Source organism: Arthrobacter sp. NPDC093128, from assembly GCF_040683875.1.
Classification (GTDB): domain Bacteria; phylum Actinomycetota; class Actinomycetes; order Actinomycetales; family Micrococcaceae; genus Arthrobacter.
In genome coordinates this window covers 1-21867 of sequence record NZ_JBFBEY010000024.1, presented here as the reverse complement: position 1 = coordinate 21867, position 21867 = coordinate 1, and the positions used below count along the sequence as shown (strand labels likewise).

General features: G+C 66.9%; 16 protein-coding genes. 12 read left to right on the top strand and 4 right to left on the bottom strand.

Going from position 1 to position 21867, the window contains the following annotated elements:
- The first annotated feature begins 35 nt into the window (after positions 1–35).
- Positions 36–593 carry a DUF1579 domain-containing protein gene (locus AB0N24_RS22530; protein ID WP_364129320.1) on the top strand — a complete coding sequence of 186 codons (558 nt, stop codon included), beginning with the start codon at positions 36–38 and terminating at the stop codon, positions 591–593.
- 263 nt (positions 594–856) lie between these two features.
- On the opposite strand, the gene AB0N24_RS22525 is transcribed toward AB0N24_RS22530, so the two are convergent.
- Both AB0N24_RS22525 and AB0N24_RS22520 read right to left on the bottom strand, forming a co-directional pair.
- On the bottom strand, positions 857–1468 hold the full coding sequence (locus AB0N24_RS22525) for a carboxymuconolactone decarboxylase family protein (protein WP_364129317.1): 612 nt from the start codon (positions 1466–1468) through the stop codon (positions 857–859).
- A 245-nt stretch (positions 1469–1713) separates the two neighbouring features.
- Positions 1714–2931 (bottom strand): aminotransferase class I/II-fold pyridoxal phosphate-dependent enzyme, encoded by a 1218-nt coding sequence (locus AB0N24_RS22520; RefSeq protein ID WP_364129314.1) that lies wholly within the window; start codon positions 2929–2931, stop codon positions 1714–1716.
- A 346-nt stretch (positions 2932–3277) separates the two neighbouring features.
- On the opposite strand from AB0N24_RS22520, the gene AB0N24_RS22515 reads away from it, so the two are divergent.
- Positions 3278–4069 carry a hypothetical protein gene (locus AB0N24_RS22515; RefSeq protein WP_364129311.1) on the top strand — a complete coding sequence of 264 codons (792 nt, stop codon included), beginning with the start codon at positions 3278–3280 and terminating at the stop codon, positions 4067–4069.
- Between the two features lie 16 nt (positions 4070–4085).
- Here AB0N24_RS22515 and AB0N24_RS22510 read toward each other — a convergent pair whose 3' ends face one another.
- The gene (locus tag AB0N24_RS22510) at positions 4086–5006 is read right to left on the bottom strand and encodes a phosphatase PAP2 family protein (protein ID WP_364129309.1); all 921 of its coding nucleotides are present in this window, start codon (positions 5004–5006) and stop codon (positions 4086–4088) included.
- 534 nt (positions 5007–5540) lie between these two features.
- Here AB0N24_RS22510 and AB0N24_RS22505 point away from each other — a divergent pair.
- From AB0N24_RS22505 to AB0N24_RS22470, 8 genes are all read left to right on the top strand, one after another.
- Positions 5541–6185, top strand: coding sequence for a hypothetical protein (locus tag AB0N24_RS22505; RefSeq protein WP_364129307.1), 645 nt, complete (start codon positions 5541–5543; stop codon positions 6183–6185).
- Between the two features lie 378 nt (positions 6186–6563).
- Entirely contained in the window at positions 6564–7613 is a 1050-nt protein-coding gene (locus tag AB0N24_RS22500; RefSeq protein WP_364129304.1) for an o-succinylbenzoate synthase, read from the top strand.
- 189 nt (positions 7614–7802) lie between these two features.
- Complete coding sequence (locus tag AB0N24_RS22495; protein ID WP_364129302.1) at positions 7803–9881, top strand: PhoX family phosphatase; 2079 nt, start codon at positions 7803–7805, stop codon at positions 9879–9881.
- 279 nt (positions 9882–10160) lie between these two features.
- Entirely contained in the window at positions 10161–11948 is a 1788-nt protein-coding gene (gene argS / locus AB0N24_RS22490) for an arginine--tRNA ligase (RefSeq protein ID WP_364129300.1), read from the top strand.
- A 684-nt stretch (positions 11949–12632) separates the two neighbouring features.
- Positions 12633–14054, top strand: coding sequence for an extracellular solute-binding protein (locus AB0N24_RS22485; RefSeq protein ID WP_364129298.1), 1422 nt, complete (start codon positions 12633–12635; stop codon positions 14052–14054).
- Entirely contained in the window at positions 14051–15007 is a 957-nt protein-coding gene (locus AB0N24_RS22480; RefSeq protein ID WP_364129295.1) for a sugar ABC transporter permease, read from the top strand. The genes AB0N24_RS22485 and AB0N24_RS22480 overlap by 4 nt, the downstream gene beginning before the upstream one ends.
- Positions 15008–15015: 8 nt before the next feature.
- On the top strand, positions 15016–15918 hold the full coding sequence (locus tag AB0N24_RS22475) for a carbohydrate ABC transporter permease (protein ID WP_364129293.1): 903 nt from the start codon (positions 15016–15018) through the stop codon (positions 15916–15918).
- A gap of 25 nt (positions 15919–15943) precedes the next feature.
- Positions 15944–17404: a glycoside hydrolase family 32 protein gene (locus tag AB0N24_RS22470; RefSeq protein ID WP_364129291.1), complete on the top strand. Its 1461-nt coding sequence runs from the start codon at positions 15944–15946 to the stop codon at positions 17402–17404.
- A gap of 89 nt (positions 17405–17493) precedes the next feature.
- On the opposite strand, the gene AB0N24_RS22465 is transcribed toward AB0N24_RS22470, so the two are convergent.
- Positions 17494–18558 carry a LacI family DNA-binding transcriptional regulator gene (locus tag AB0N24_RS22465; RefSeq protein ID WP_364129289.1) on the bottom strand — a complete coding sequence of 355 codons (1065 nt, stop codon included), beginning with the start codon at positions 18556–18558 and terminating at the stop codon, positions 17494–17496.
- Positions 18559–18792: 234 nt separating this feature from the next.
- On the opposite strand from AB0N24_RS22465, the gene menD reads away from it, so the two are divergent.
- Together menD and AB0N24_RS22455 are read left to right on the top strand one after the other, a co-directional pair.
- Positions 18793–20655, top strand: coding sequence for a 2-succinyl-5-enolpyruvyl-6-hydroxy-3-cyclohexene-1-carboxylic-acid synthase (gene menD / locus AB0N24_RS22460; RefSeq protein ID WP_364129286.1), 1863 nt, complete (start codon positions 18793–18795; stop codon positions 20653–20655).
- Positions 20656–20794: 139 nt separating this feature from the next.
- Positions 20795–21775: a hypothetical protein gene (locus tag AB0N24_RS22455; RefSeq protein ID WP_364129283.1), complete on the top strand. Its 981-nt coding sequence runs from the start codon at positions 20795–20797 to the stop codon at positions 21773–21775.
- The last annotated feature ends 92 nt before the right edge of the window (positions 21776–21867 follow it).

The window sequence follows — 21867 nt, the reverse complement described above, 5'->3', positions numbered from 1 at the left end:
TGGCGGCGGCCGCGCTTACCGGCCAGACTGCCGGTATGACGATTATCGAAAGTTTGGCACCGTTCACCGGAAGCTGGCAGGGCCACAACTTGCTACGGATCATGCCCACTGACGAGTACCAGGAATCGGTGTCGGCCGCGACCGTTACCGTGACCGCCGGGGCGTTCGTGACCATCGAGTACACGTGGCAGCACGAGGGCAAGCCGCAGAGCGGCCTGCTGCTCCTGGGCTCCGGCCCGGCCGCTGTGTCCGAGGAGGGCTCGGGGGCGCCCGAAGAGGAGGACGCGGCGGCAGTGTCCGACGTGGGGGACGGGGCCCCAGCGGACGCGGCCGCCGGAACCCAAGGGGCCAAAGCGGTCTGGGTTGATTCCTTCCACTCCGGGCCGGAATGGCTGACCCTTGACGGGAACATCGACGACGACGGCGTGATCCGTCTGACCGGCTGGTACCCCGCCCCGTCCGGACCTGACTGGGGCTGGCAGATCCACGTCCATCCCGGCGACGGCAACGGCGGACGGATCACCATGCACAACATGGTGCCCGGCCACGATCCGTACCAGGTGGTCGAGGCAACGTACCGCCGGCAGGCCTAGGGCGACAGCCGCCCAGCCGCCGAGCCGCCTTGCCCGCGCTGCGAGTGGTGACGCTCTCTCACTTCCAGCGCGTTTTTCTCCAACGCTCTCTCACTTCTTGCGCGCTTTTGTCCGACGCTCTCTCACCATCTCGGGCGTGCCGGAGGAAGTGAGAGAGCGTCGGGTTTTTTACGGCAGGAAGTGAGAGAGGGTCGGGGTTTTTACGGCAGGAAGTGAGAGAGCGTCGGGTTTTTTACGGCAGGAAGTGAGAGAGCGCTGGGGGGTCAGGCGCCGCGGTGCCGGGGCTTCGCCGCCGCGCCGTACTGTGCCAGGGGAGACAGCAGGGCGCTGCGGAGCTGCGGGGAGAGCTTGGTGGGAACGTCCACCTCCGCCGCGATTGCCTGCAGCGTGCGGCTCATGTAGTTCCTGGCAGCAGCAGCCAGCGTGATGTCCAGGATTTCCCTGTCGGTGAAGCCGTGGTCCCGCAGTTCGAGGGTGTCGGCGTCGGTCATGGTGACCGCGTCCGTGCTGAGCCGTTCGGCGTACTCCATCATGGCCACCTCCGCCGGTGTTAGCCCCGCGTTGTGATAGTCCTTGGCGATCTGCACCAGCTCGTCCTCGGCAATGGCCCGCAGCGCCTTCAGTCCGTGGGCCAGCCGGCAGTGTGCCGAACCGAGCGACTGGGCGGCGGCCAGGGTGATCAGCTCGTAGCGCCGCACATCCATGTTCTGTGTGATGGCGCTGATCAGCGCTTCAAATGCCACATACGCCTCCGGGTTCACCGCCAGGTCCTTCGTGTGCTTGGCGACGTAACCATGGGACCGGAGGTCGTCGTCGTATATCTTCGCCTTCAGGCCGAACGCCTGGCTTTCGGGAGTGGTGGCGAGTATGGACATGGGGGATCCTTCTTCCGGCTGGGGCCACCCGCGCTGCACGGCGGTGGAGAGCCCTGGCAGCGCCGGTGCGGACAAGTGCGATATTCCTCCGCGACCACCGGCGAGTCAACACACAGACCCGGCGTGTTCGGGAGCCGGCGGCACAGTGCGTAGCAGCCGGGCCTCCATGCAGGAGTGGACCAGGAAGAACAGGTACTGACCACTCAGGTGGGCCCAACCCCGGCGCCTCACCTAACGCCGGCACCTCACCCAACCCCCGCGAGCCTGATCGCCTCCGCGAACGCGGGCAGGCTGCGCTCCACCATCTCCTCGTTGGCCGTGAGCGAGATCCGGAAGAACCCCGGTGTTTCAAACAGCACTCCCGGCAGCACAAAGACGTTGTGCGTGGCCAGGGACTCAGTGAACGCTTCGTCGTCGGGAGCCGGCGAATGGACGAACAGGTAGAACGAGCCCTCCGGCCGGTGGAGCCGGTATCCCATTCCCGTCAGCGCGTCATACAGCCGGTCCCGCTTCCGCTGCAGCTGCCCGACGTCGATGGAGAACGTCTCGAGTGCGGGCAGTGCGTACTGGAGCAGCGCGTTGGGGTAGATCCAGCCCATGGCAACCTGCAGCGCACTCAGGATCTCCCGCAGGGCGTCCCGGTCCGGCATGGTGGGCGGCAGGGCCAGGTAGCCCATGCGCTGCCCTGGAGCCAGGTGGGTTTTCCCGTAGGAGTACGCCAGCAGGGTATGCGGATAGTATTCGGCCGGGCTGTGGAAGCGGGCGCCGTCATACACAATCCGGTTGTACGCCTCGTCGGACAGGAGATAGATCCGGCGTCCGTTCCGCTCCGAGGCCAGCTCCAGCATCGCCGCCAGCTTCACCAGCAGCGCGGGCGGGTAGATCCGGCCGGTGGGATTGTTGGGGGAGTTGACGATCACCACCCGCGTGCGGGCCGTAATGGCGGAGGCGATGGCCATGAGGTCCAGGTCGAACGTCTCCGTGTTGATCAGCACTTTGACCGGAACCAGGCCGGCTTCGGTGACGATCGGCTCGTACAGGAACCACGGCGGCAGGCTGTAGATCACCTCGTCGCCAGGATCGGCCACGGCCTTCAATGCCATGGCGATGGCGGTGAAGCCTCCCGTGGTGAGGTGAATGTCTTCCGGCTCGAACGGCATCTCCAACAGGCGCTGCAACGATTCGGCGGCGGCCTGCTGGGCCTCCACGCCGTTGGATTTGTAGGCGAACCAGAGTTCATTCCTCGGTTCCAGCTGGTCCCGCAATGCCGCGACATATGCCTCTTGCGGCATTTGATGCGGATTGCCGAGTGTGAAGTCGCAGATTCCGGGTTCATTCTGGCGCCGGGCATGCATGCGCAGGAAAGCCTGGAGCCTCAGCAACGAGGGAATTGAGGCGACAGCCCTGGCCCGGGCCGGGAAATCCACCCGCGTGGAAAGTTTGGATTCGTAGAGATCGGCCATCAGAGCAGCCCCCTGTATTGAGCAGCATGGAAGTCAGCTCGCTGCTGAGCCAGTGGAGGCTGGTGGTGCGATTTATTCTGGCCTTCGCGGGCGGCAATGTAAATGGAAGATGCCTTCCACGCCATTACGGGACAAACACCGGAACAGTCAACACTCGTTTTTGTGGTTTTCGATACCCGCCGCAACACCCGTAAGGTAGGGGGCGGACCCCGGCACTACTTGTGCGGCGTCCCACGAGTTGACCGGGAACTGGGCTCGATCAACTGCGCATCCCCACCCTCACGCGGCCTTGCCGCGCCATGCCTGCCCCCATCCCCGCCGGGCCGGCCAGACCCAGGAGTATCGTTTGCTTCAGATCAACCTTGTTGCTGCCATTGCTGCCCTGCCCCTTCTGCTGGGCCTCGGAGCGGCACCTGCCGCCGCACCGTCCGCGCAGAAGCCAGCGCAGTCAGCGCCGGAAGTCCAAGCCGCTGTGCTGCAGCCCGCGAAAGTCCAGGAGGCGAAGATGCAGCCCACCAAGCGCACGCCGCCCGTCTCGAGCTCTTCGGTGAAGGTTGTGGACACCACCGCCGCGATCACCGACCCCGCGTGGTTCAAAAAGGCGTACGACGCCGGCATCCGGCTTTACGTGATGCACTCCACCGCCTGGGGTACTTGTGATCCCTGGTCCCGGACCCAGGCCCAGCTCAAGATGGCGCTCGACGCCGGCCTGAAAATCGCCGTGTACACGCGGGACGCCGCCTGCTGGCAGGGCGGCATCAACGCTGCCGGACCGTACACCGCGCAGCTGCAGTTCTTCGCTCTGGACGTTGAGCCCGGCAGCGCGGCGGTGACCCGCCAAATGGTGGACGGCGTCCGCAGCATGGGCGTGCGGCCCGTGATCTACAGCGGCAGCGGCATGTGGCCGGACCTCATGAGCAACAGCACCGCCTTCTCCGACGTCCCGCTCTGGGACACGAACACCAGCAACCTCAACTACTCAACCTGGACAGCCAACTACCTCGCCCCGGCCCCGGTGCAGTACGGCGGCTGGAACACGGCCAGCACCATGCGGATCGGCATCCAGCAGAAGTTCGAGCACAGCCTCAACGGCGTTCCGGTGGACCTGAACTCCTTCAACGCCTCGTTCCTGAAGTAGACACGGGCTGGCTCCGTCAGCGGCCGCCGGCCACCCGCCGTCGTGCGGCAAAGGCGAACAGCGCGGTGGTGGCCACCGTGGCAACGTACCCGGCCACGACGATCAGTGAGATGCCGCCCCAGAAGTAGCTGGTGGTGCTTCCGCCCTCGCCGGGAATGTACCGGGTGAGCAAATACGCGGCGGCCGCTGCAAACACCACGGAGATCAGGCCCGGCAGCCGGATCCACCAGCGTGAGGACGCCCAGTGCCCGCCGAAGCCATCCCACACGTTCCATGAATTGCCGGTGCGGATGATCAGCCACCCGGCCGGGATCGCGAACGCGCCCACCAACAGGAAGGCCGCCACGACGTCAGCGGGGCGGTGCCACTGGTTCACCACCGTGGAAATCCCGGACACGATGGCGAAGCTGCCACCCACGAAGCCTGCGAACGGCCGCCAGCGCGGCGAGGCCATCAGGAACACGGCCGCCGCGGCCGACGCAGCCAGCGTGGTGTGGCCGGACGGCAACGAATTCAATTCCAGGGTTTCGACGCCGCGGAACGGCCGGGCCGGCAGCAGTTCCTTCAGTACCTGCGTGGCGATGTTCGCGCCGATGCACGCTGCCACGGCAATGCCCGCGGCCCTCCACCTCTTGCGGATCACCGTGACAAAGAGGACGACGACGGCGGCCATCACCAGCGAGATGGTGGGCAGCCAGTCCAGGAATCTGGTGGCGGCCTTCCCGGCGGGCCCGTGGATGGCGACGGCCTCCACGAGGGCGGATTCGTCGATGTACTGCCCCGTGGTGGTCCGCACGAAGAAGTAATACGTTGCAATCAGGCCGGCAACACAGGCTAGTGTTGCGAGGATGCACAGCGCAGCCAGTCGCTTGGTGCCACGCACCTGCCCGGCGGGCCGCCGTCGTCGGGAATCTTTAAGGTGAGAACTCATCACCATCAGCGTCCCACAAAATGCTGGGAGCCGTCTGAGGAAAGTGCCTGCGCCGCGCCTCCGCTGCGGGGCCAGGAGCACCGTACCGAGGGCCACCACTGGCTGCAATTGCGCCCCAAAACAGGTAGCAAATACTCGTGCTGGCCGGTGGCGATTTTCCTACGCTAGGGATATCGGCCGCCAGCCGACCAGCACTAAGCCGGCGACCGTAGCGGATGCCAATGCCCACGACGACGGTGACACGCAGGGCATTGGCGTCCGCAAAACCCCGCATTTGCGCGCCCTGTTTCGAGGCGTATTTGCCGTCCCGCTTCCGTGCCCGGATTTGGCGTACGATTCAGCGTGCCGCGGGGCGTCCGATTACCCGTTGACACCCCGGCGACGGCGGCGCTAGCTTGAACGTATTGTCGGCCTGAACACAGCGGCCGCAATATCACCGCATCACAACTGGTCTCGTCGCCTAACTGGCATTTGATGTTTATAAACATTGGCAGGTCAGGCCCGTATGCGTCCCCTCCTGCCATCTTCAGGAGTGCTGCCATGAACCGAAAAATGAGGTATCTGTGCCTGCCCGCCACTCTGGCGCTGGCATTGCTTACGGGAATTTCCGCTCCGGCGTCCGCCGGGTCTGGCGGCGGAGGCGGGGCTGCAGGGCCGTGGCCCCCGCAGGACACCGACGGAAAGTACGTCTCCGTGCCCGATTCGTACTACGACCCTTACGAGTTCGAGGCCTGCGACACCACCATCAAGGTGGAAGCCGGCGACGAGCGCGAGGTGAAGTACAAGGGCGAGAAGAAGGACGACGGGACCCTGGTGATCAGGTTCCGGGGCGACGCCACCATTGACCTCACCCGCGTTTCCGACGGCGCCACGATCGACGAGCTGGACGTCTCCGGACCCTTCACCCAGAGGCTCGCAGCGGACGGCCTGAGCGCCCACCTCTCCGCACGGGGTCCCAGCCTGGTGTTCGCTATGGGAGCCGCTGACGAGAAGGTCTTTGAGGACGCCGGACTGCCCAAGGCCTTCTACTTCGAACGCGGACGGTTGGCAGGCAACGTTGTCTACGCCGCCGCCGACCAGATGGAGATCGTCTCCGGCGAGATCACGCACAACAGCATCCGGCACGCGAAGGACATCTGCAAGCTGCTGGACCGCGCGAAGGATGACGACCACAACCACCGGTAGATCCATGTTGCGTTAGGGGCGCTTTCCCTTCCAACTGGCGGCCATCGCACGCTGTTCGCGGCGCGTGATGGCCGCTTTCCCGAGTACATCCGAGCCGCCAAAACGAGTAGCGGGTACTCATGCGGCGGCGGCCCGGGGTCCCTAGGATTTTATCAACGGTCCGGTTTTACACGGACCGCCCCGCAGCAGATCCGGCGGTTATCCGCAGGGAATGTGCGCCCGGGGCTCCTTGAGCTGGGCCGGCGGCGACGAGTCTCATAAAACGTGAAGCTCGCCCCCAGTCGCCGTCGGCCCTACCAAGGGACTCCTCGGCCTCCCTATCTGCAGTGGGGCTTTTTGCGTCGGCCCGTTGTCGGGGGTGCCCGGTAGAGTGAAATCATGCCTGCCGACGCACCCAGCCAGCCCCGGGGGAAAGACTCCGAAAAGGATGCAGCCCTTCCTTCCCTGGACCGGCTTTTGGCGTCCGCCCATGTAGTGAGCCTGCCCATGCGCGTGAAGTTCCGCGGCATCACCCAGCGCGAGGCCCTGCTGCTGGAAGGCCCGCTGGGATGGGGCGAGTTCTGCCCCTTCCCCGAATACGGCGACGCCGAAGCCTCGCGCTGGCTCGCCGCCGCCGTCGAGGCCGGCTGGCAGGGCTTTCCCGCGCCGCTGCGCCACGTCATCCCCGTCAATGCCACCGTTCCGGCCGTTGCCGCGGACCGCGTTCCGGCGGTGCTGGCCCGGTTCGGCCGCGTGGATGCCGTCAAGATCAAGGTGGCTGAACGCGGCCAGACGCTCGACGACGACGCCGCCCGGGTCGCCGCCGTCCGCAACGCCCTCCCGCACGCCGCCATAAGGGTCGACGCGAACGGCGGGTGGGACGTTCCCACGGCCGTGGAGGCACTGACCCGGCTGTCCGCCGTCGGGCTGGAATACGCCGAGCAGCCGGTGCCGGACATCGAGGGCCTGGCCGAGGTGCGCCGCCGGTTGCGGGCCGCCGGCATTCCCCTGCTGATCGCCGCGGACGAAAGCGTGCGCAAGGAGGACGACCCCCTGCGCGTCGCGCGGGCTGGCGCAGCCGATCTCATCGTGGTGAAGGTGGCGCCCCTCGGGGGAGTCCGGCGTGCACTGGACATCGTGGCGCAGGCAGGGCTGCCCGCCGTCGTGAGCTCCGCGCTGGACACCTCGGTGGGGATCCGCGCCGGGCTGGCTTTGGCGGCGGCCCTGCCGGAACTGCCGTACGCGTGCGGCCTGGGGACGGTGTCGCTGCTCGCGGCCGACGTCACCCGGGATCCGCTGGTGGCCGACGACGGCGCCATCCGCCTCCGCGACGTCACCGCCGACGCCGGGCTGCTTGAGGAGTTCGCGGCCCCGGCTGGCCGCCGGGACTGGTGGCTGGACCGCCTCCGCCGGGTGCACGCAGCGCTGGCCGCCCCCGCCCAGGTCTGACGCTCTCTCACTTCCTGTGGGTTTTCCTGGGACGCTCTCTCACTTTTGGCGGGTTTTTCCGGGACGCTCTCTCACCCCTTTCTGCGGGCCACCGGCGGTTCACCGGATCTTCATCTGGTTGTCGGCTCCCGGTTGGAAGCTGCTGGCAGGGTTGGCGGGACCGCATCGGATTCCTTGGAAGGCCCCCTCATGTCTGAAACGACCGGACGCAAGTTTGCCCTGCTCCCCATGCTCGGCCACACCAAAGGCAAGCGGAGCCCCGTCACCTGCGCGCTGAAGTGCGACAACGCCTGCTCGGGCGAGGTCTGCAACAACAGCTCAAACAGCTACTTCCGCGACATCGCCTCCGCCACCATGTCCCGCCGCGCCGCCCTCGGCTTCGGCGCCGCCGGTGCGCTCGCCGTCGTGCTGGGCAGTGCGGTAACGTCCGCCGGAACGGCAGTGGCCGACGGCGGCACCGGTCTCGCCGCCGCAGCAAAGGACGGCTTCGGCAAGTCCAAGCTGCAGTTCACCGCGATCCCGTCCATCGCCGCGGACGTGGACACCCTGACCGTGCCGGCCGGGTTCGCCTGGCAGCCCGTGATCCGCTGGGGAGACCCGATCTTCAACGATGCTCCCGCGTTCGACATCAACAACCAGACGGCGGCCGCGCAGGAAAAGCAGTTCGGCTACAACAACGACTACACGGACATCCTCGAGGTTCCGGGTAGCAATGGCCGCCGCGCCGTGCTCTTCGCCAACCACGAATACACCAACGAAAACATCATGTTCCCGGCCACCATGCCGGCCGCCGATGTCCGCGCCGTGGGCCAGGCCGCCCACGGCCTGACCGTGGTGGAGCTGGAGCGGCAGAACAGGAACAAGCCGTGGAGCTACGTCCAGGGCGCCGGGCTCAACCGCCGCTACCTGAACAGCACGGTCTACGAACTCACCGGCCCCGCCGCCGGTTCCTCGCTCGTAAAGACCATCGACGACCCGTCCGGGCGCAGGATCAAGGGCACGCTCGGCAACTGCTCCGGCGGCACCACGCCCTGGGGAACCATCCTGTCCGGCGAGGAGAACTTCAACGGGTACTTCGTCTCCCCGGGCACGTCCGCCAGCGACAAGCGCTACGGCCTGACGTCGTCGGCCACGGCGCGCAAATGGGAACTGGACGACCCCCGCTTCGACACCCGCAACGCCGGCTACGCGAATGAGGTCAACCGCTTCGGCTGGATCGTGGAAGTGGACCCTTTCGACCCCACCTCCACGCCGAAGAAGCACTCCTCGCTGGGCCGGTTCAAGCACGAGGGCGCCAACGTGATCGTCGCCGAATCGGGGCACGCGGTGGCCTACTCCGGCGACGACGAGCGCTTCGACTACCTCTACAAGTTCGTCTCTGCCGAGAAATACCGCGAGGGCGACCGTAAGCACAACATGACGCTGCTGTCCGCCGGCAACCTGTACGTGGCCAAGTTCACCGGCAACTCGCCGGCGGCCGAGATCACCGGGACCGGGGCTGTCCCCGCGGATGGTTCGTTCGACGGTACCGGCGAATGGCTGCCGCTGGTGGTTGACGGGGCCTCGGCAGTGCCCGGGATGTCCGTCGAAGAGGTCCTCGTCTACACCCGGCTGGCCGCGGACAAGGTGGGTCCCACCAAGATGGACCGCTGCGAGGACGTGCAGCCCAGCCTGCACACGGGCAAGGTCTACGTTGCCTGCACCAACAACTCGGACCGCGGCAAGGCCGGCAAGGAAGGCGCCACCGAGATCAACCCGCGCAACGCCAACCGCGACGGCCACATCGTGGAGATCACCGAAACCGGCGACCAGACCTCCACCAAGTTCACCTGGAACCTGCTGATGGTCTGCGGCGATCCCGCCCAGGGCGACGTCACCTACTTCTCCGGCTTCCCGGTGGACCAGGTCTCCCCGATCTCCTGCCCGGACAACCTGGCGTTCGACTCCGTGGGCAATCTGTGGATCTCCACCGACGGGGCCCCCGCCGGCATCGGCCGCGCGGACGGCCTGTTCAAGGTGACCCTCGACGGCGCTGATCGCGGCAAGGTGGAGCAGTTCCTGGCCGTCCCGCGCGACGCCGAGACCTGCGGCCCGATCGTCCACGACGACGAGCGCACCGTCTTTGTCTCCGTGCAGCACCCGGGGGAGGAAGGCACATTCGACGCACCGAACTCGTACTTCCCGGACTACGTTCCGGCAGGCACGACGCCGGCGCGCGGCCAGGCGCGCGCCCCGCGCCCGTCGGTGGTCCAGGTCTTCCGCGGCTAGGGCCGCTTTCCACTCATCTGACCGGGTCACCCCCCGGCCCGCCCTACCTTCCAGGACGCTCTCTCACTTTTGGTGGGTTTTTTGCGGACGCTCTCTCACCTTTGGTGCGTTTTTTGCGGACGCTCTCTCACCTCCCTGGCCGCAAAGTCGGGAGGTGAGAGAGCGTCCGCTTTTTGGCGGCAGGAACTGAGAGAGCGTCCCGGATTTATCCGCAGGAAGTGAGAGAGGGTCGGAAGGGCCCGGGACTGATAATTTGAGCTTGTGAATAATCCGGCCGAGATGGTTGTCCCCAGAGTCCAGGCAGCTATTGCCCAAGCGTTCGGCGAAGAGTTCCGGGACACCGACCCGGTGGTCCGGCCGTCGCAATTCGCGGACATCCAGGTCAACGCGGCCATGGCTCTCGCGAAGAAGGTGGGCCTGGCGCCACGCGACGCTGCCGCACGCATTGTCGAGTCCCTGGAGCTCGACGGCCTCTGCACCGGCGTTGAAATCTCCGGCCCCGGCTTCATCAACCTCACGTTCGACGGCACGTGGATCGAGGAGCTGCTCAACGCCCAGGCTTCCCAGTCGCAAGGCGGGCCGGAGACGCAAGCCCAGCGCGTCGTCGTCGACTATTCCTCCCCAAACGTTGCGAAGGAAATGCACGTGGGCCACCTCCGCACCACCGTGGTGGGGGACAGCCTGGTCCGCGTCCTCGAGGCGCTGGGCCACACGGTGATCCGGCAGAACCACATCGGCGACTGGGGCACGCCCTTTGGCATGCTGATTGAGCACTGGCTGGAGATCGGCGAGGATTCACCCGAGGCCGCGCTGCTGGTGGAGGACCCCAGCGCGTTCTACCAGGCGGCGCGGGCAAAGTTCGACGGCGACCCCGACTTCGCGACGCGGGCCCGTCTCCGCGTCGTGTCACTCCAGTCGGCCCACGAGGAGACGCTGGAGGTCTGGCAGCGGCTGGTGGACCACTCGAAGGTCTACTTCAACGCCATCTACGCCACGCTGGGAGTCAGCCTCGAGGACGACCACATCGCGGGTGAAAGTTCGTACGATCGCCATCTAGCACAGCTGTGCCAGGAACTGGAGGAGCGGGGCCTGGCCCGCGTCAGCGAAGGGGCGCTGTGCACTTTCCCCGCCGGGTTTACGGGCCGGGACGGCGAGCCGCTGCCGCTCATCATCCGCAAGTCCGACGGCGGGTACGGGTACGCCACGACGGACCTCGCGACCATCCGGTACCGGGTCCGGGACCTCCAGGCCGACCGCATCCTCTACGTGGTGGGCGCCCCGCAGAACGTCCACCTGCGCATGGTCATGGAGTCGGCGCGCGAGGCTGGCTGGCTGCCTGACACGGTCGAAGCCACCCACGTGCAGATCGGCAACGTGCTGGGCGAGGACGGCAAGATCCTAAAGTCCCGCTCGGGCACGCCGGTGAAGCTGATGGCCCTGCTGGACGAGGCTGTGGACCGCGCCCGGGCCGTGGTGGACTCGAGCCGCCCGGACCTCCCGGAGGACGTGCGCGCCGTGACCGCCCGGCAGGTGGGCATCGGAGCGGTGAAGTACGCCGACCTCTCCGTGGGCCACGATACCGAGTATGTATTCGACTTTGACCGCATGCTTGCACTCAGTGGCAACACCGGCCCGTACGTGCAGTACGCCGCCGCGCGGATCCGCTCCATCCTGCGGAAGGCCGGCGAGGCGGAGTCTGTGGGCGACGCGGAGTCTGCTGGGGAGGCGGGGTCTCTGGGCGAGGCGGCTTCCCCGGGCGAGACGGCCGGCGGGCCGACGGCGGCTGCGTCCATCGCCGTCGTCGAACCCGCTGAACGTGCCCTGGCCCTGCACCTGCTGGAGTATGGTGCCAACCTTCGCCGGGTGGGGGAACTCCTCGAGCCGCACCGGTTGTGTGCGTACTTGTTCGAGCTCGCGCAGCTGTTCACGTCCTTCTACGACCAGTGCCCCGTGCTCAAGGCGGACGATTCGGTTCGCCAGTCGCGGCTGGCCCTGTGCGCACTGGTCCTCCACAGGCTCTCCGAGGGGCTCGACCTGCTGGGCATCGAGACCCCGGAGAACATGTAGGCGCAGGGACGCTCTCTCACATCCTGCGGGTTTTTGACCGACGCTCTCTCACTTCTGACGCACTCCATCCGTGACCTTCGCAGCTCGCCGTACGTGGAGTATTCTTGTCTACTCGAGTAGAAAATGGTCGGATCATGTGAGGACCCATGGATAGCATCACCAAATATCGGCAGTCAACGGACACTCTGCGCCGGATGGTGGAACGGGCCTACGGGAGTGACCTAGTCCCCGTAGCGGATACGGGGTGGATGCAGGAGCTTTTCTTTGGCATGAAACTGGCTGCGCCTTAGGAGTCGATGTCTGCCGGGCAACAGTTCGCGTACAGCGAGGCACTCGGCGGGATGAACCGCGAGCTGAACTCAATCCGCGGAACGACCTTCGGGCCGCCGACCGGGCGACCGGATCCCAATTGGCGATCCGCATTTACAGCCGGGCTCCGCTCCACAGCCGTTGAGGGTTCACTGCAGGGCGCATCGCACGACCATGACTAACAGGATGTGAGAGAGCGTCCGGGTTTTTGGAGCAGGATGTGAGAGAGCGTCCGGGTTTTTGAGCGCAGGATGTGAGAGAGCGTGGCAGTGAAGTGTGCCAGGTTGCGAGGCCTGCCTGCGCCTAGCTTGTGATGCTTGACACGTGTTAGGCCTTGATCTACAGTTCCTAACACGTGTTAGGAAGGAAATTGACATGACCGGAGCCACAAACGGGCACCTGCGGGAATTCACCCGCCGTACCGCCCTTGGTGCCCTCGGCGCGGGAATTATCGGAGCAACCGTGGCATCGTGGCCGCGTCTCTCCGGGACGGACATTCCGGGCCGCGGGGACAACAGCCTCAGCATCGCCATCATGGGCACCGCCGCGGACGCCGCCGCCCGCCAGCGCGCCATCGACGCTTTCACCCGTCTCCACCCGGAGATCAAGGTCAAGGTCCAGGCCATCCAGGCCGCGGACTGGAAAGACTTCTTCACCAAGATCCTCACCATGGTGGCCGCAGGGACACCACCGGACGTGGTCTACGTTGCCACCGAAGGCGCCCAGCTGTTCGCCGAAAAACTCGCCCACCCGCTCGACGAGTACGTACGCCGCGACGCCGCGGACATGGCGGAGTTCTTCGACGACGTCCACCCCAGCCTGGTGGAGGCCTTCATGTACAAGGGCAGCCTGTACCAGCTCCCCATGGACTGGAACGCGGCCAACATGTACTACAACACCACCGCCTTCGCGCAGGCAGGGCTCGAGCGCCCGGCGGATGACTGGACCCACATGGACTTCCGGAACAGCCTCGCCGCCATGCGCAAGGCCCGCACCTCGGACTTCACCCCGTATTACTGGACCAACCGGCTCTTCGGCGGTGTGGTGCCGTGGCTGTACGCGAACGACACCAGCTTCCTGAAGGAGACCAGGTCCGCCGGCGGGGAGTGGCTTTGGGACGGCTTCTACGCCAACGATCCCTCCCGCAGCCTCAGGTCGGGCGGGTACCAGTGGCTGGAGCCCAACGCCAACGACGACCGCGTGTTCGAGTCCTTCGACTACCTGCGCGGGCTGGTCAAGGACGGACTCGGGGTCCGCCCGGAGGAAGGCGGCGGTGGTTCACTCGTCGGGCTGTTCGCGTCCAACCGCATCGGGACGACGCCGGCCGGCGGCTACTGGGTGCAGGGCCTGCATGAGGCCGGGATGGGCGAAAACGATTTCGACGTCCAGTTCTTCCCCCGCTGGAAGACCCAGCGCCACCAATTCGGCACCGCCGGCTACGCGATCATGAAGACCGCAAAGGACAAGGACGCCGCCTGGGAGTGGATCAAGTTCAGTTCCAGCCGCGAGGCGATGGAACTGATCTTCCCCAACCCGATCACGACGCCGGCGCGCCGCTCCATGGTCAACGAGGAGCTCTACGCCGGCAAGGGACCCGCCAATTGGAAGGTCTTCTACGACACCCTGGACAGGTTCCCCACCACCGGCCCCATTCCGGCCCCACCGCAGCAGGCAGCCGTCGAAACGGCCCTGATGAAGAACGTATCGCTGGCTGTCAGCGGCGACGAGCGCCAGCTCAAGCAGGCCCTCGCCTCCATGCAGCGCGACCTTGAACTGGCCCTGAGGAGGCAGTCATGAGCACCACCACCCCGCCGCGGGAGCGGCCGAGGCAGGCGGCCGGGCAGGCTACGCAGGCCAAGGCACCCGTAACGAACGGCAGGAACAGCCAGCGCTGGCTGGCCTGGATCTTCCTGGCCCCCACCATCCTGGGCATGGGCCTCTTCACCCTGATCCCGATCGTGGCATCCGTGGTCCTTGCCTTCTTCCGCTGGGACATCATTTCGGCGCCGACCTTCGTGGGCTTCGACAACTTCTCCGAAGTGGTCCAGGACCCCACCGTCCGGGTGTCCTTCCTGAACACAATCCTGTTCGTGGTGGTGGCCGTGGCCTTCCAGCTCGGGCTCGCCCTGGCACTGGCCATCATGGTGCAGGAGAAGATGCCGGCCTGGCTGCGCGTATTCTTCCGCTCCGCCTTCTTCTTCCCGCTGATCCTGTCCGCGGCCTCGGTTTCCATCTTCATGCGGTACCTCTTCAACGAGCAGTTCGGCGTGGTCAACTGGTTCCTGTCCCTCGCGGGCATCCCCGCGGTGCCGTGGCTGACCACGCCGGGCGGGTCCGCCGCCGTCGTGATCCTTGTCTACGTGTGGCAGAACTTCGGGTTCTCCTTCCTGCTGTTCATCGGCGGCCTGGCCTCCATTCCCGTGGAGACATACGAAGCGGCATCGATCGACGGGGCCACCGGCTGGCGCAAGCACCTCTACGTGACGCTGCCCCTGCTGAGCCCCACCACGCTGGTGGCCTCGGTGATGGCGATCATCAGCGCCCTGCAGGTGTTCGACCAGCCCTACGTGCTGACCCGCGGCGGACCCGGCGACTCCACCCGCACCGCCGTCATGGTCATCTTCGAATCGGCCTTCCAGCGCCTCGAGTTCGGTCAGGCCTCCGCCATCGGCGTGCTTCTCACCCTGATCATCATGGCCATCACGGCCGCGCAGTTCCGGCTCAGCAAACGATTCGTCTTCTACCAGTAAGGCCAGCCATGACAACCACAACAGACCACGGCCTGGCTGGGCATTCCCCCCGGCTCTCGGAAGGCCTCCCGGAAACGTCACCCAACCGGCGCAGGTTCAGCTGGAATTTCGCTTTCCGCATCGTCCTGCTGCTGATCGCGGCAACCCTGACGCTGGGCCCGGTGCTGTGGACCCTGTCCACGTCGCTGCGGTCGCCGTCGGAATCCTTCAAGCTGCCGCCGTCGTTCTTCCCGTGGAACCCGGATTTCACGTCCTACGGTGAAGTATTCCAGAAACTGAATATCTTCCTGCTCGTCCTCAACAGCGCCCTGGTGACCGGGCTAATCGCGTTGGGCCAGATGGTGACCGCGGCGATGGCAGGCTACGCCTTCGCGCACCTGAAGTTCCGCGGCCGCGGCGCACTCTTCTCGATCGTGCTGGCCACCATGATGGTGCCGGTGCAGGTCACGATCGTGCCCGTCTTCATGCTGATCCGCGGCATGGGCCTTTCGGACACGCTGCTGGCACTGATCCTGCCGGCCATTCCGACGGCGTTCGGCACCTTCCTGATGCGCCAGTACTTCATGGGGCTCCCGGCCGAGCTGGCCGAGGCCGCCTCGATCGACGGCGCCTCACCCTGGCGGACGTTCCGTTCCATATATGCACCACTGGCGATGCCAGGCATGGCGATCGTGGGAATCCTCGCATTCAACTTCCATTGGAACGAGTTCTTCCGCCCGCTCATCCTGACCATCTCCGAGCAGAATTTCACGCTCCCGCTGGGACTTGTCTCGCTCCAGGGCAACCTGGGAACCGGCAGCATCTCCGTGGTGCTTGCAGGCGTGGTCCTGTCCATGATCCCGGCGCTGGTGGTCTTTATGTTCGGCCAGCGCGCACTCCAGGACGGCCTCACGGCCGGCACCGGAAAATAACCTCCTCACCGAAAGGCCCCCTGTTATGCCCTCCCCGGACCTCGCCGCCTTGCGCTTCGACGACGTCGCCGCCGCCCACCCCGATCCCGCCTTCCCGCGGTTCCACCCGCGTCCCGCGCAGGGCTGGATCAACGATCCCAACGGCATCAGCTACATCAACGGCCGCTACCACGTGTTCTTCCAGTACAACCCGGACTCCACCCGGCACCACAGGATCGCCTGGGGCCACGTGAGCTCCGCCGACCTGGTGCGCTGGGAGGAACACCCGGTGGCGCTGCGTCCGCAGCAGGGCGGACCGGATGAGTACGGCTGCTGGACCGGTGTGGTGACGGACGACGGCGGTGTTCCCACCGCCGCGTACTCGGGCGTCCACGGCGCCGGGGGCCACTCCCAGGTGGTCATCGCCCGCGGCTCGGAGGACCTGGTCCGCTGGGAGCAGACCGGCCACGTTGCGGCCTCGATGCCGAACGACGGGAGGGTCACCGCGGTGCGCGACCCGTTTATCTTCCGTTTCAACGGCAGGCGGTACGCCATGCAGGGCGCAGGCCTCGCCAGCGGGCACGCCGCACTGCTGCTGTACACGGTGGAGGACCTGTCCGACTGGAAGTACCAGGGCATCTGGCTGACCTCGGAGAATCCGGTGGCTTCGGAGTACACGCCCGCCGAGATCTGGGAATGCCCGCAGCTGGTGCGGGTGGCGGATTCCTCCGGGGTGTCCGGGAACTCCGGGTCCCGGTCCGCGGGGGAGTCCGCAGGCGACGCCGGCACCTGGCTGATGATGTTCTCCCTCTGGCTCTCAGGTGACGCGCACGAACACGCCAACGGCGTGGGACACCTGGTCGGCTCCCTGACCGAAGACCCGGCGACCGGACTGCCGGTCTTCACGCCCCGCGGCGGCGGGAAGTCCGACCTCGGACGGGACTTCTACGCGCCCCAGATCGTGGCGCTGGAGGACCGGGCCCTGCTGTGGGGCTGGGCCAATGAAGGACCGGGCCGCGATGGACGCCGCGGCCGCAGCCAGGACGAAATAGACGCCGCCGGCTGGGCCGGGGTCCTGACCTTCCCGCGAGAACTCTCCGTGGTCGACGGCGCCCTTGCCGTCAGCCCTGCCCCCGAGGTCGACGCCTACCGTGGAGCGCTGACGGCCAGCCAGACGGCAGGATCCGTTGTACTGCCTCCGTTTGCTGAAGCCTTGATTACTGCCGGTGCGGCTATTGGAGACGGGACTGGCGGCGGGGCCGGCGGCGGGAACACCGCCGTCGAACTCCTGCTCGTGGGCGACGGCGGCCGCCAGAGCGTGTTTAGCGGCACCCTCGAGCCGGGGGAGGAGCTGAGGGTCTTCGTCGATGCCTCACTGGTGGAGGTCTACCGCGCCGGTTCCGTGGCCACCACGCTGCGGGCTTACCCGGCTCCGGGGGAAGAGTGGCAGCTGCACTTTCCCGCCGGCGCGGCGGCGGACGTCTGGGAACTGAAGCAGCCTAAATAGCGGACAGCGGTACTTAGCGACGGCGGCACTCAGCTGGGTGCCGCCGTCGTGCCGTTCGGCCGTGGTGCCGCCGTCGCAGGCGGCGGGAATCAGCTGCGGCCCGGCGGTGCGGGCGCCGTGGACTCTCTGATTACGAGGCGGCAGGGGACCAAGGTCTCGAGGCCGTCAACCCGCGCAGGTTCCGAACCGCCGTCGCCCTCGATCCGTTCCAACAGCTGGGTCATGGCCGCGGCTCCCATTTCTCGAAGCGGCAGGGCCATGGTGGTGAGCGCGGGGACCATGGTATCGGCGATGTGCAATTCGTCGTCGTAGCCCATGATCGAGAGGTCTCCGGGCACGTTGAGGCCTAGGCGGGCGGCGGCCAGCATGACGCCGATGGCGACGCGGTCGTTGGCGGCCATGATGGCGGTGGGCCGCTCGGCGGGCGACGCGCCGTCGAGCAGTTTCATGGCGCCGTGGAATCCGTCGTCAATGTCCCATCCGGCGAAGCTGATCCGGTCTTCCCGGACCGGAAGGTGGGCCCCGGAGTAGGCCTCGCGATAGCCGGCGACGCGAAGGGGTGCGGCCGAGGCGTTGGCGGGGCCGGCAACCATGGCGATATCGCGGTGGCCCAACTCCAGCAGGTGGCTAGCGGCTTCCCTGCCGCCGCGCACTTCGTCCGGGATCACGTGGGATAGGGCCGGCGCCGGGGCGTTGTCGAAGCAGTTGGCCAGGACCGACGGAACCCGAAGCATCCCCGGCGGCACCTCCAAGCGCTTTAGACCCTCCGTGACGTACATGAGTCCCTCCACCTGCCGGTCCAGAAGGGTCTCCACGGCGCTCTCATCCCGGGCGGCGTCGAACTCCGTGTCCATGGCTACGGTGACAAAGCCGCGGCTGCGTGCGACGTCGTCGGCCCCGCCAATGATGTTCCCGTCAAAGGCGCTGACGACCACGTGGTCCGACACGATCCCGATCACCCGCGACTGCTGGTTGCGCAGGCTCAGGGCAATCTTGTTCGGCGAGTAGTTGAGGGCAACGGCTGCTTCCCGGATGCGCTGCTGGCTTTCCGCGGCCACGTTGCCGTCACCCCGCCCGTTGAGCACGAGCGACACAGCGCTGCGCGAGACACCCGCCAGCTTGGCGACGTCCAGTGCGGTGGCCTTGCGGTTCATGGGCTGATCCTCCGGGTGGGAAAACACTGCTTTGCTGCAGTTTACCTAACTCGTGTGAGCTGGTGCGCGCCCCTGCGATCCTCTCTCACTTTTTGTGGGTTTTCCTGCGACGCTCTCTCACTTCCTGCGGGGTTTCCCGTGACGCTCTCTCACTTCGCCGAAGAAAGTGAGAGAGGGTTGGGGTTTGGGCGGCAGGAAGTGAGAGAGCGTTGGGGTTGATGGGAGACTGGATTGGTGACTTCCGAGAACCCGCTGGACCCGCTCAACGTCTATGCCGCTGCCGACGACGCCCCTCTTTCCGAAGGTGACGCCACCGGCGCCCCGGCCGAAGCAGCACCGGCCCAAGCAGCGCAGGACTCCCGCGGCCACGCCGATGGCGCCACGCGCACCGACGCGGCGCAGGGCACACTGACCGCTATCGAGGCTTCCCGGATTGCCGTGTCCGCCCTGCTCGACGGCGGCGTCCGGTATGTAGTGGTCTCGCCGGGTTCGCGGTCAGCACCCATGGCCTATGCGCTCGCCGAGGCCGACGCCGCCGGCCGCGTGGAGCTCCTGGTCCGGATCGATGAGCGTTCCGCCGGCTTCACTGCCCTGGGCCTTGCCCTGTCCACGGGAGCGCCGGCCGCCGTGCTCACCACGTCCGGGACCGCCGTCGGGAACCTCATGCCAGCCGTCATGGAGGCCAACCACGCCGCCGTGCCGCTGGTGGTGCTGTCCGCTGACCGGCCTGACGAACTGCGCGGCACCGGCGCCAACCAGACCACCGTCCAGCTGGACCTCTTCGGCGAGCACGTGCGCTTCGCCGTCGACATTCCCGCGGGCACCGATCCGGAACGCGCCGTGGAGACCGCCCTCAGCGCCGCCACCGGCGTGTTCGAAGACGTCGCGCCCGGGCCCGTCCAGCTGAACCTGGCTTTCCGAGATCCGCTGGTTCCCGCCGCCGGCGACCACCTGCCGGAAAAAGCGGGCCGCAGGACGTGGAGGATCGGACGCGGCCCGGAACCGCTGACCCTTCCGCCCGCACCCGCCAGTCTGGAGGAACGGCGCACCGTGGTGCTGGCCGGGCACGATGCCGGTCCGGTCGCCGAAGCCTTCGCCCGCGCCCATGGCCTGCCGCTGCTCGCCGAACCGTCCTCCAACTCACGCTTCGGCCCGAATGCCGTGGGCCCGTACCGGCTCCTGCTGGAGCACTTCGGTCCGGATTCCGCCCAGCCGATCGAGCGGGTGGTCCTGTTTGGCCGGCCGACCCTCTCGCGCCCAGTCTCCGCGCTGCTGGCCCGTGCCGACGTCCCGTCCGCCCTGTACCAGCCGGTTCCTGTGGCCTGGTACGAACCGGGCCGGCGGACCGAACTCCCGCTGGACAACCTCGCGGACCTCGCCGATTTCTCCGGCCGCGGCTCCTCGGCGTGGCTGGATACCTGGCTGCTGGCCGGTGCCGCCGCGCAGCACGCGCTCGACCAGGTGCTGTCCGGAGAGACCGCGGCAACCGGGCCGTCCGTCGGTGCGCTGGTGTGGAAGCATGCGCGCGGGCAGCTGATGCTGGGGTCCTCCAACGGCATCCGGGACGTGGACCTCGCGGGTCAGCCCCTGCCCGAACCGCAGGCCACGGTGTTCGCCAACCGCGGCCTCGCCGGGATCGACGGCACCATCTCGACCGCCACCGGCATTGCCTGGGGCGGCCGGCAGGAAACCACCCTCCTGGTCGGCGACGTCACCTTCCTGCACGACGCCGGCGGCCTCCTCCTGGGCTTCGCCGAGAACGATCCCCTCCTGCGCATCGTGGTCCTGAACGACGCCGGCGGGGCCATCTTCAACCTCCTGGAACACGGAGCCGTGCAGCAAGCCGGAACATACGGGAACGCCGTCGAGCGCCTCTTCGGCACCCCGCACTCAGTGGACATCGCGGCACTCGCCGCAGCGTACGGCGTCGGACATTGTGCGGTAAGTACGACGGCGGAACTCGCCGAGGCGCTCGCCGCACCGCGGTCGGGGCGCAGCATTATTGAGGTCCGCACGGACCGGCAGGGCCTCCGGGAGCTGCACGGCCGCATCAAGGCCGCAGTGGCGGAAGCGGCGTCGGGAGTCCTGGCCGGCTGACCCCGGACGCCGTTTCGGTCCGAGGACACAGATTATCCCGCGTCCTCAGACCGAAACAGTGTCCCCCCTCCAATTCAGGCTTTCCACATAGCCGCTTCGACCTCTGTCGGCCACCCTGCGTGCCCTGCAATGGTGCGGTATGAGTAAGCTTCCCCGCCTGATTCTGACCCGACACTTGGCCGAGACCGGCGCAAGCACGCGCCCGCTGCCGGCAGCAGTGAAATCGGGCTCGCTGGTGCGTATCCGGCAGGGTGTGTACGTGGAGGCTTTAGCCTGGGACGGGCTCGCCGCATGGCAACGCTACCGGCTGAAGATCGAGGCGGTCGCTGAGACCGCCATCGTTCCGCCGATTTTCTCGCATCATTCCGGCGCCGTCCTCTGGGGTATCCCCACGATCCAGCGAGGCCAGCCCATTCACGCCCTCACTACGTCCAGGGGAGGCGGCAGGTCCCGCGGCGGTGTGCGGAGGCATCTTGTGGGGCCCGGAATGCTCGACGTCGACACCGTGGACGGTCTGCTCGTCACCTCACGGGTGGTGACGGTGCTCGATCTCGCGGCAGCCGTCCCGTTAGCCGAAGCAATTGTTCCGCTGGACCATGTGCTGAAGCCGGACAACGCCCGGTCGCTCCCCGCACTGACCATGGCGGAGCTTCTCGCGGCGGTGGCCGGACGCTACTCCGCTGCTGCCGAGCGTCGGGTGAGGGCTGCCCTGGAGTTTGCCGATGCCCGGTCCGGTTCTCCAGGCGAGTCATACAGCCGAGGGTTGATTCACACAGCGGGTTTCGCGGCACCAACCCTGCAGCACGAGGTCCGGAGCTCCACCGGCTTCGTGGCCTTTGCCGACTTCTATTGGAGGGGCAGCCGCACCGTAGGGGAGTTCGACGGCGTGGCGAAGTACCTCAAGCCGGAATACCTCAACGGCAGGACTTCCGGGCAGGCGGTGGTGGATGAAAAGCTGCGGGAGGACAGGATCAGGGCGACCGGCCTGAACGTGGTCCGGTGGGTGTGGAGTGACCTGCGGAAGCCGGGCGAGCTGGAAGGAAAGTTGGCGGCTGCAGGCGTGCCCCGCCGTCGTAGAGGGTCCAGGACGCAGAATCGGCCCGGGGACACCGGAATATGAGGCCTCCGCCTCCGAGGCACGGCGCAAGGGGGTCGACGTCGTCCTGGGACCGACCATCAACCTGCACCGGTCCCCTTTGGGCGGACGGCACT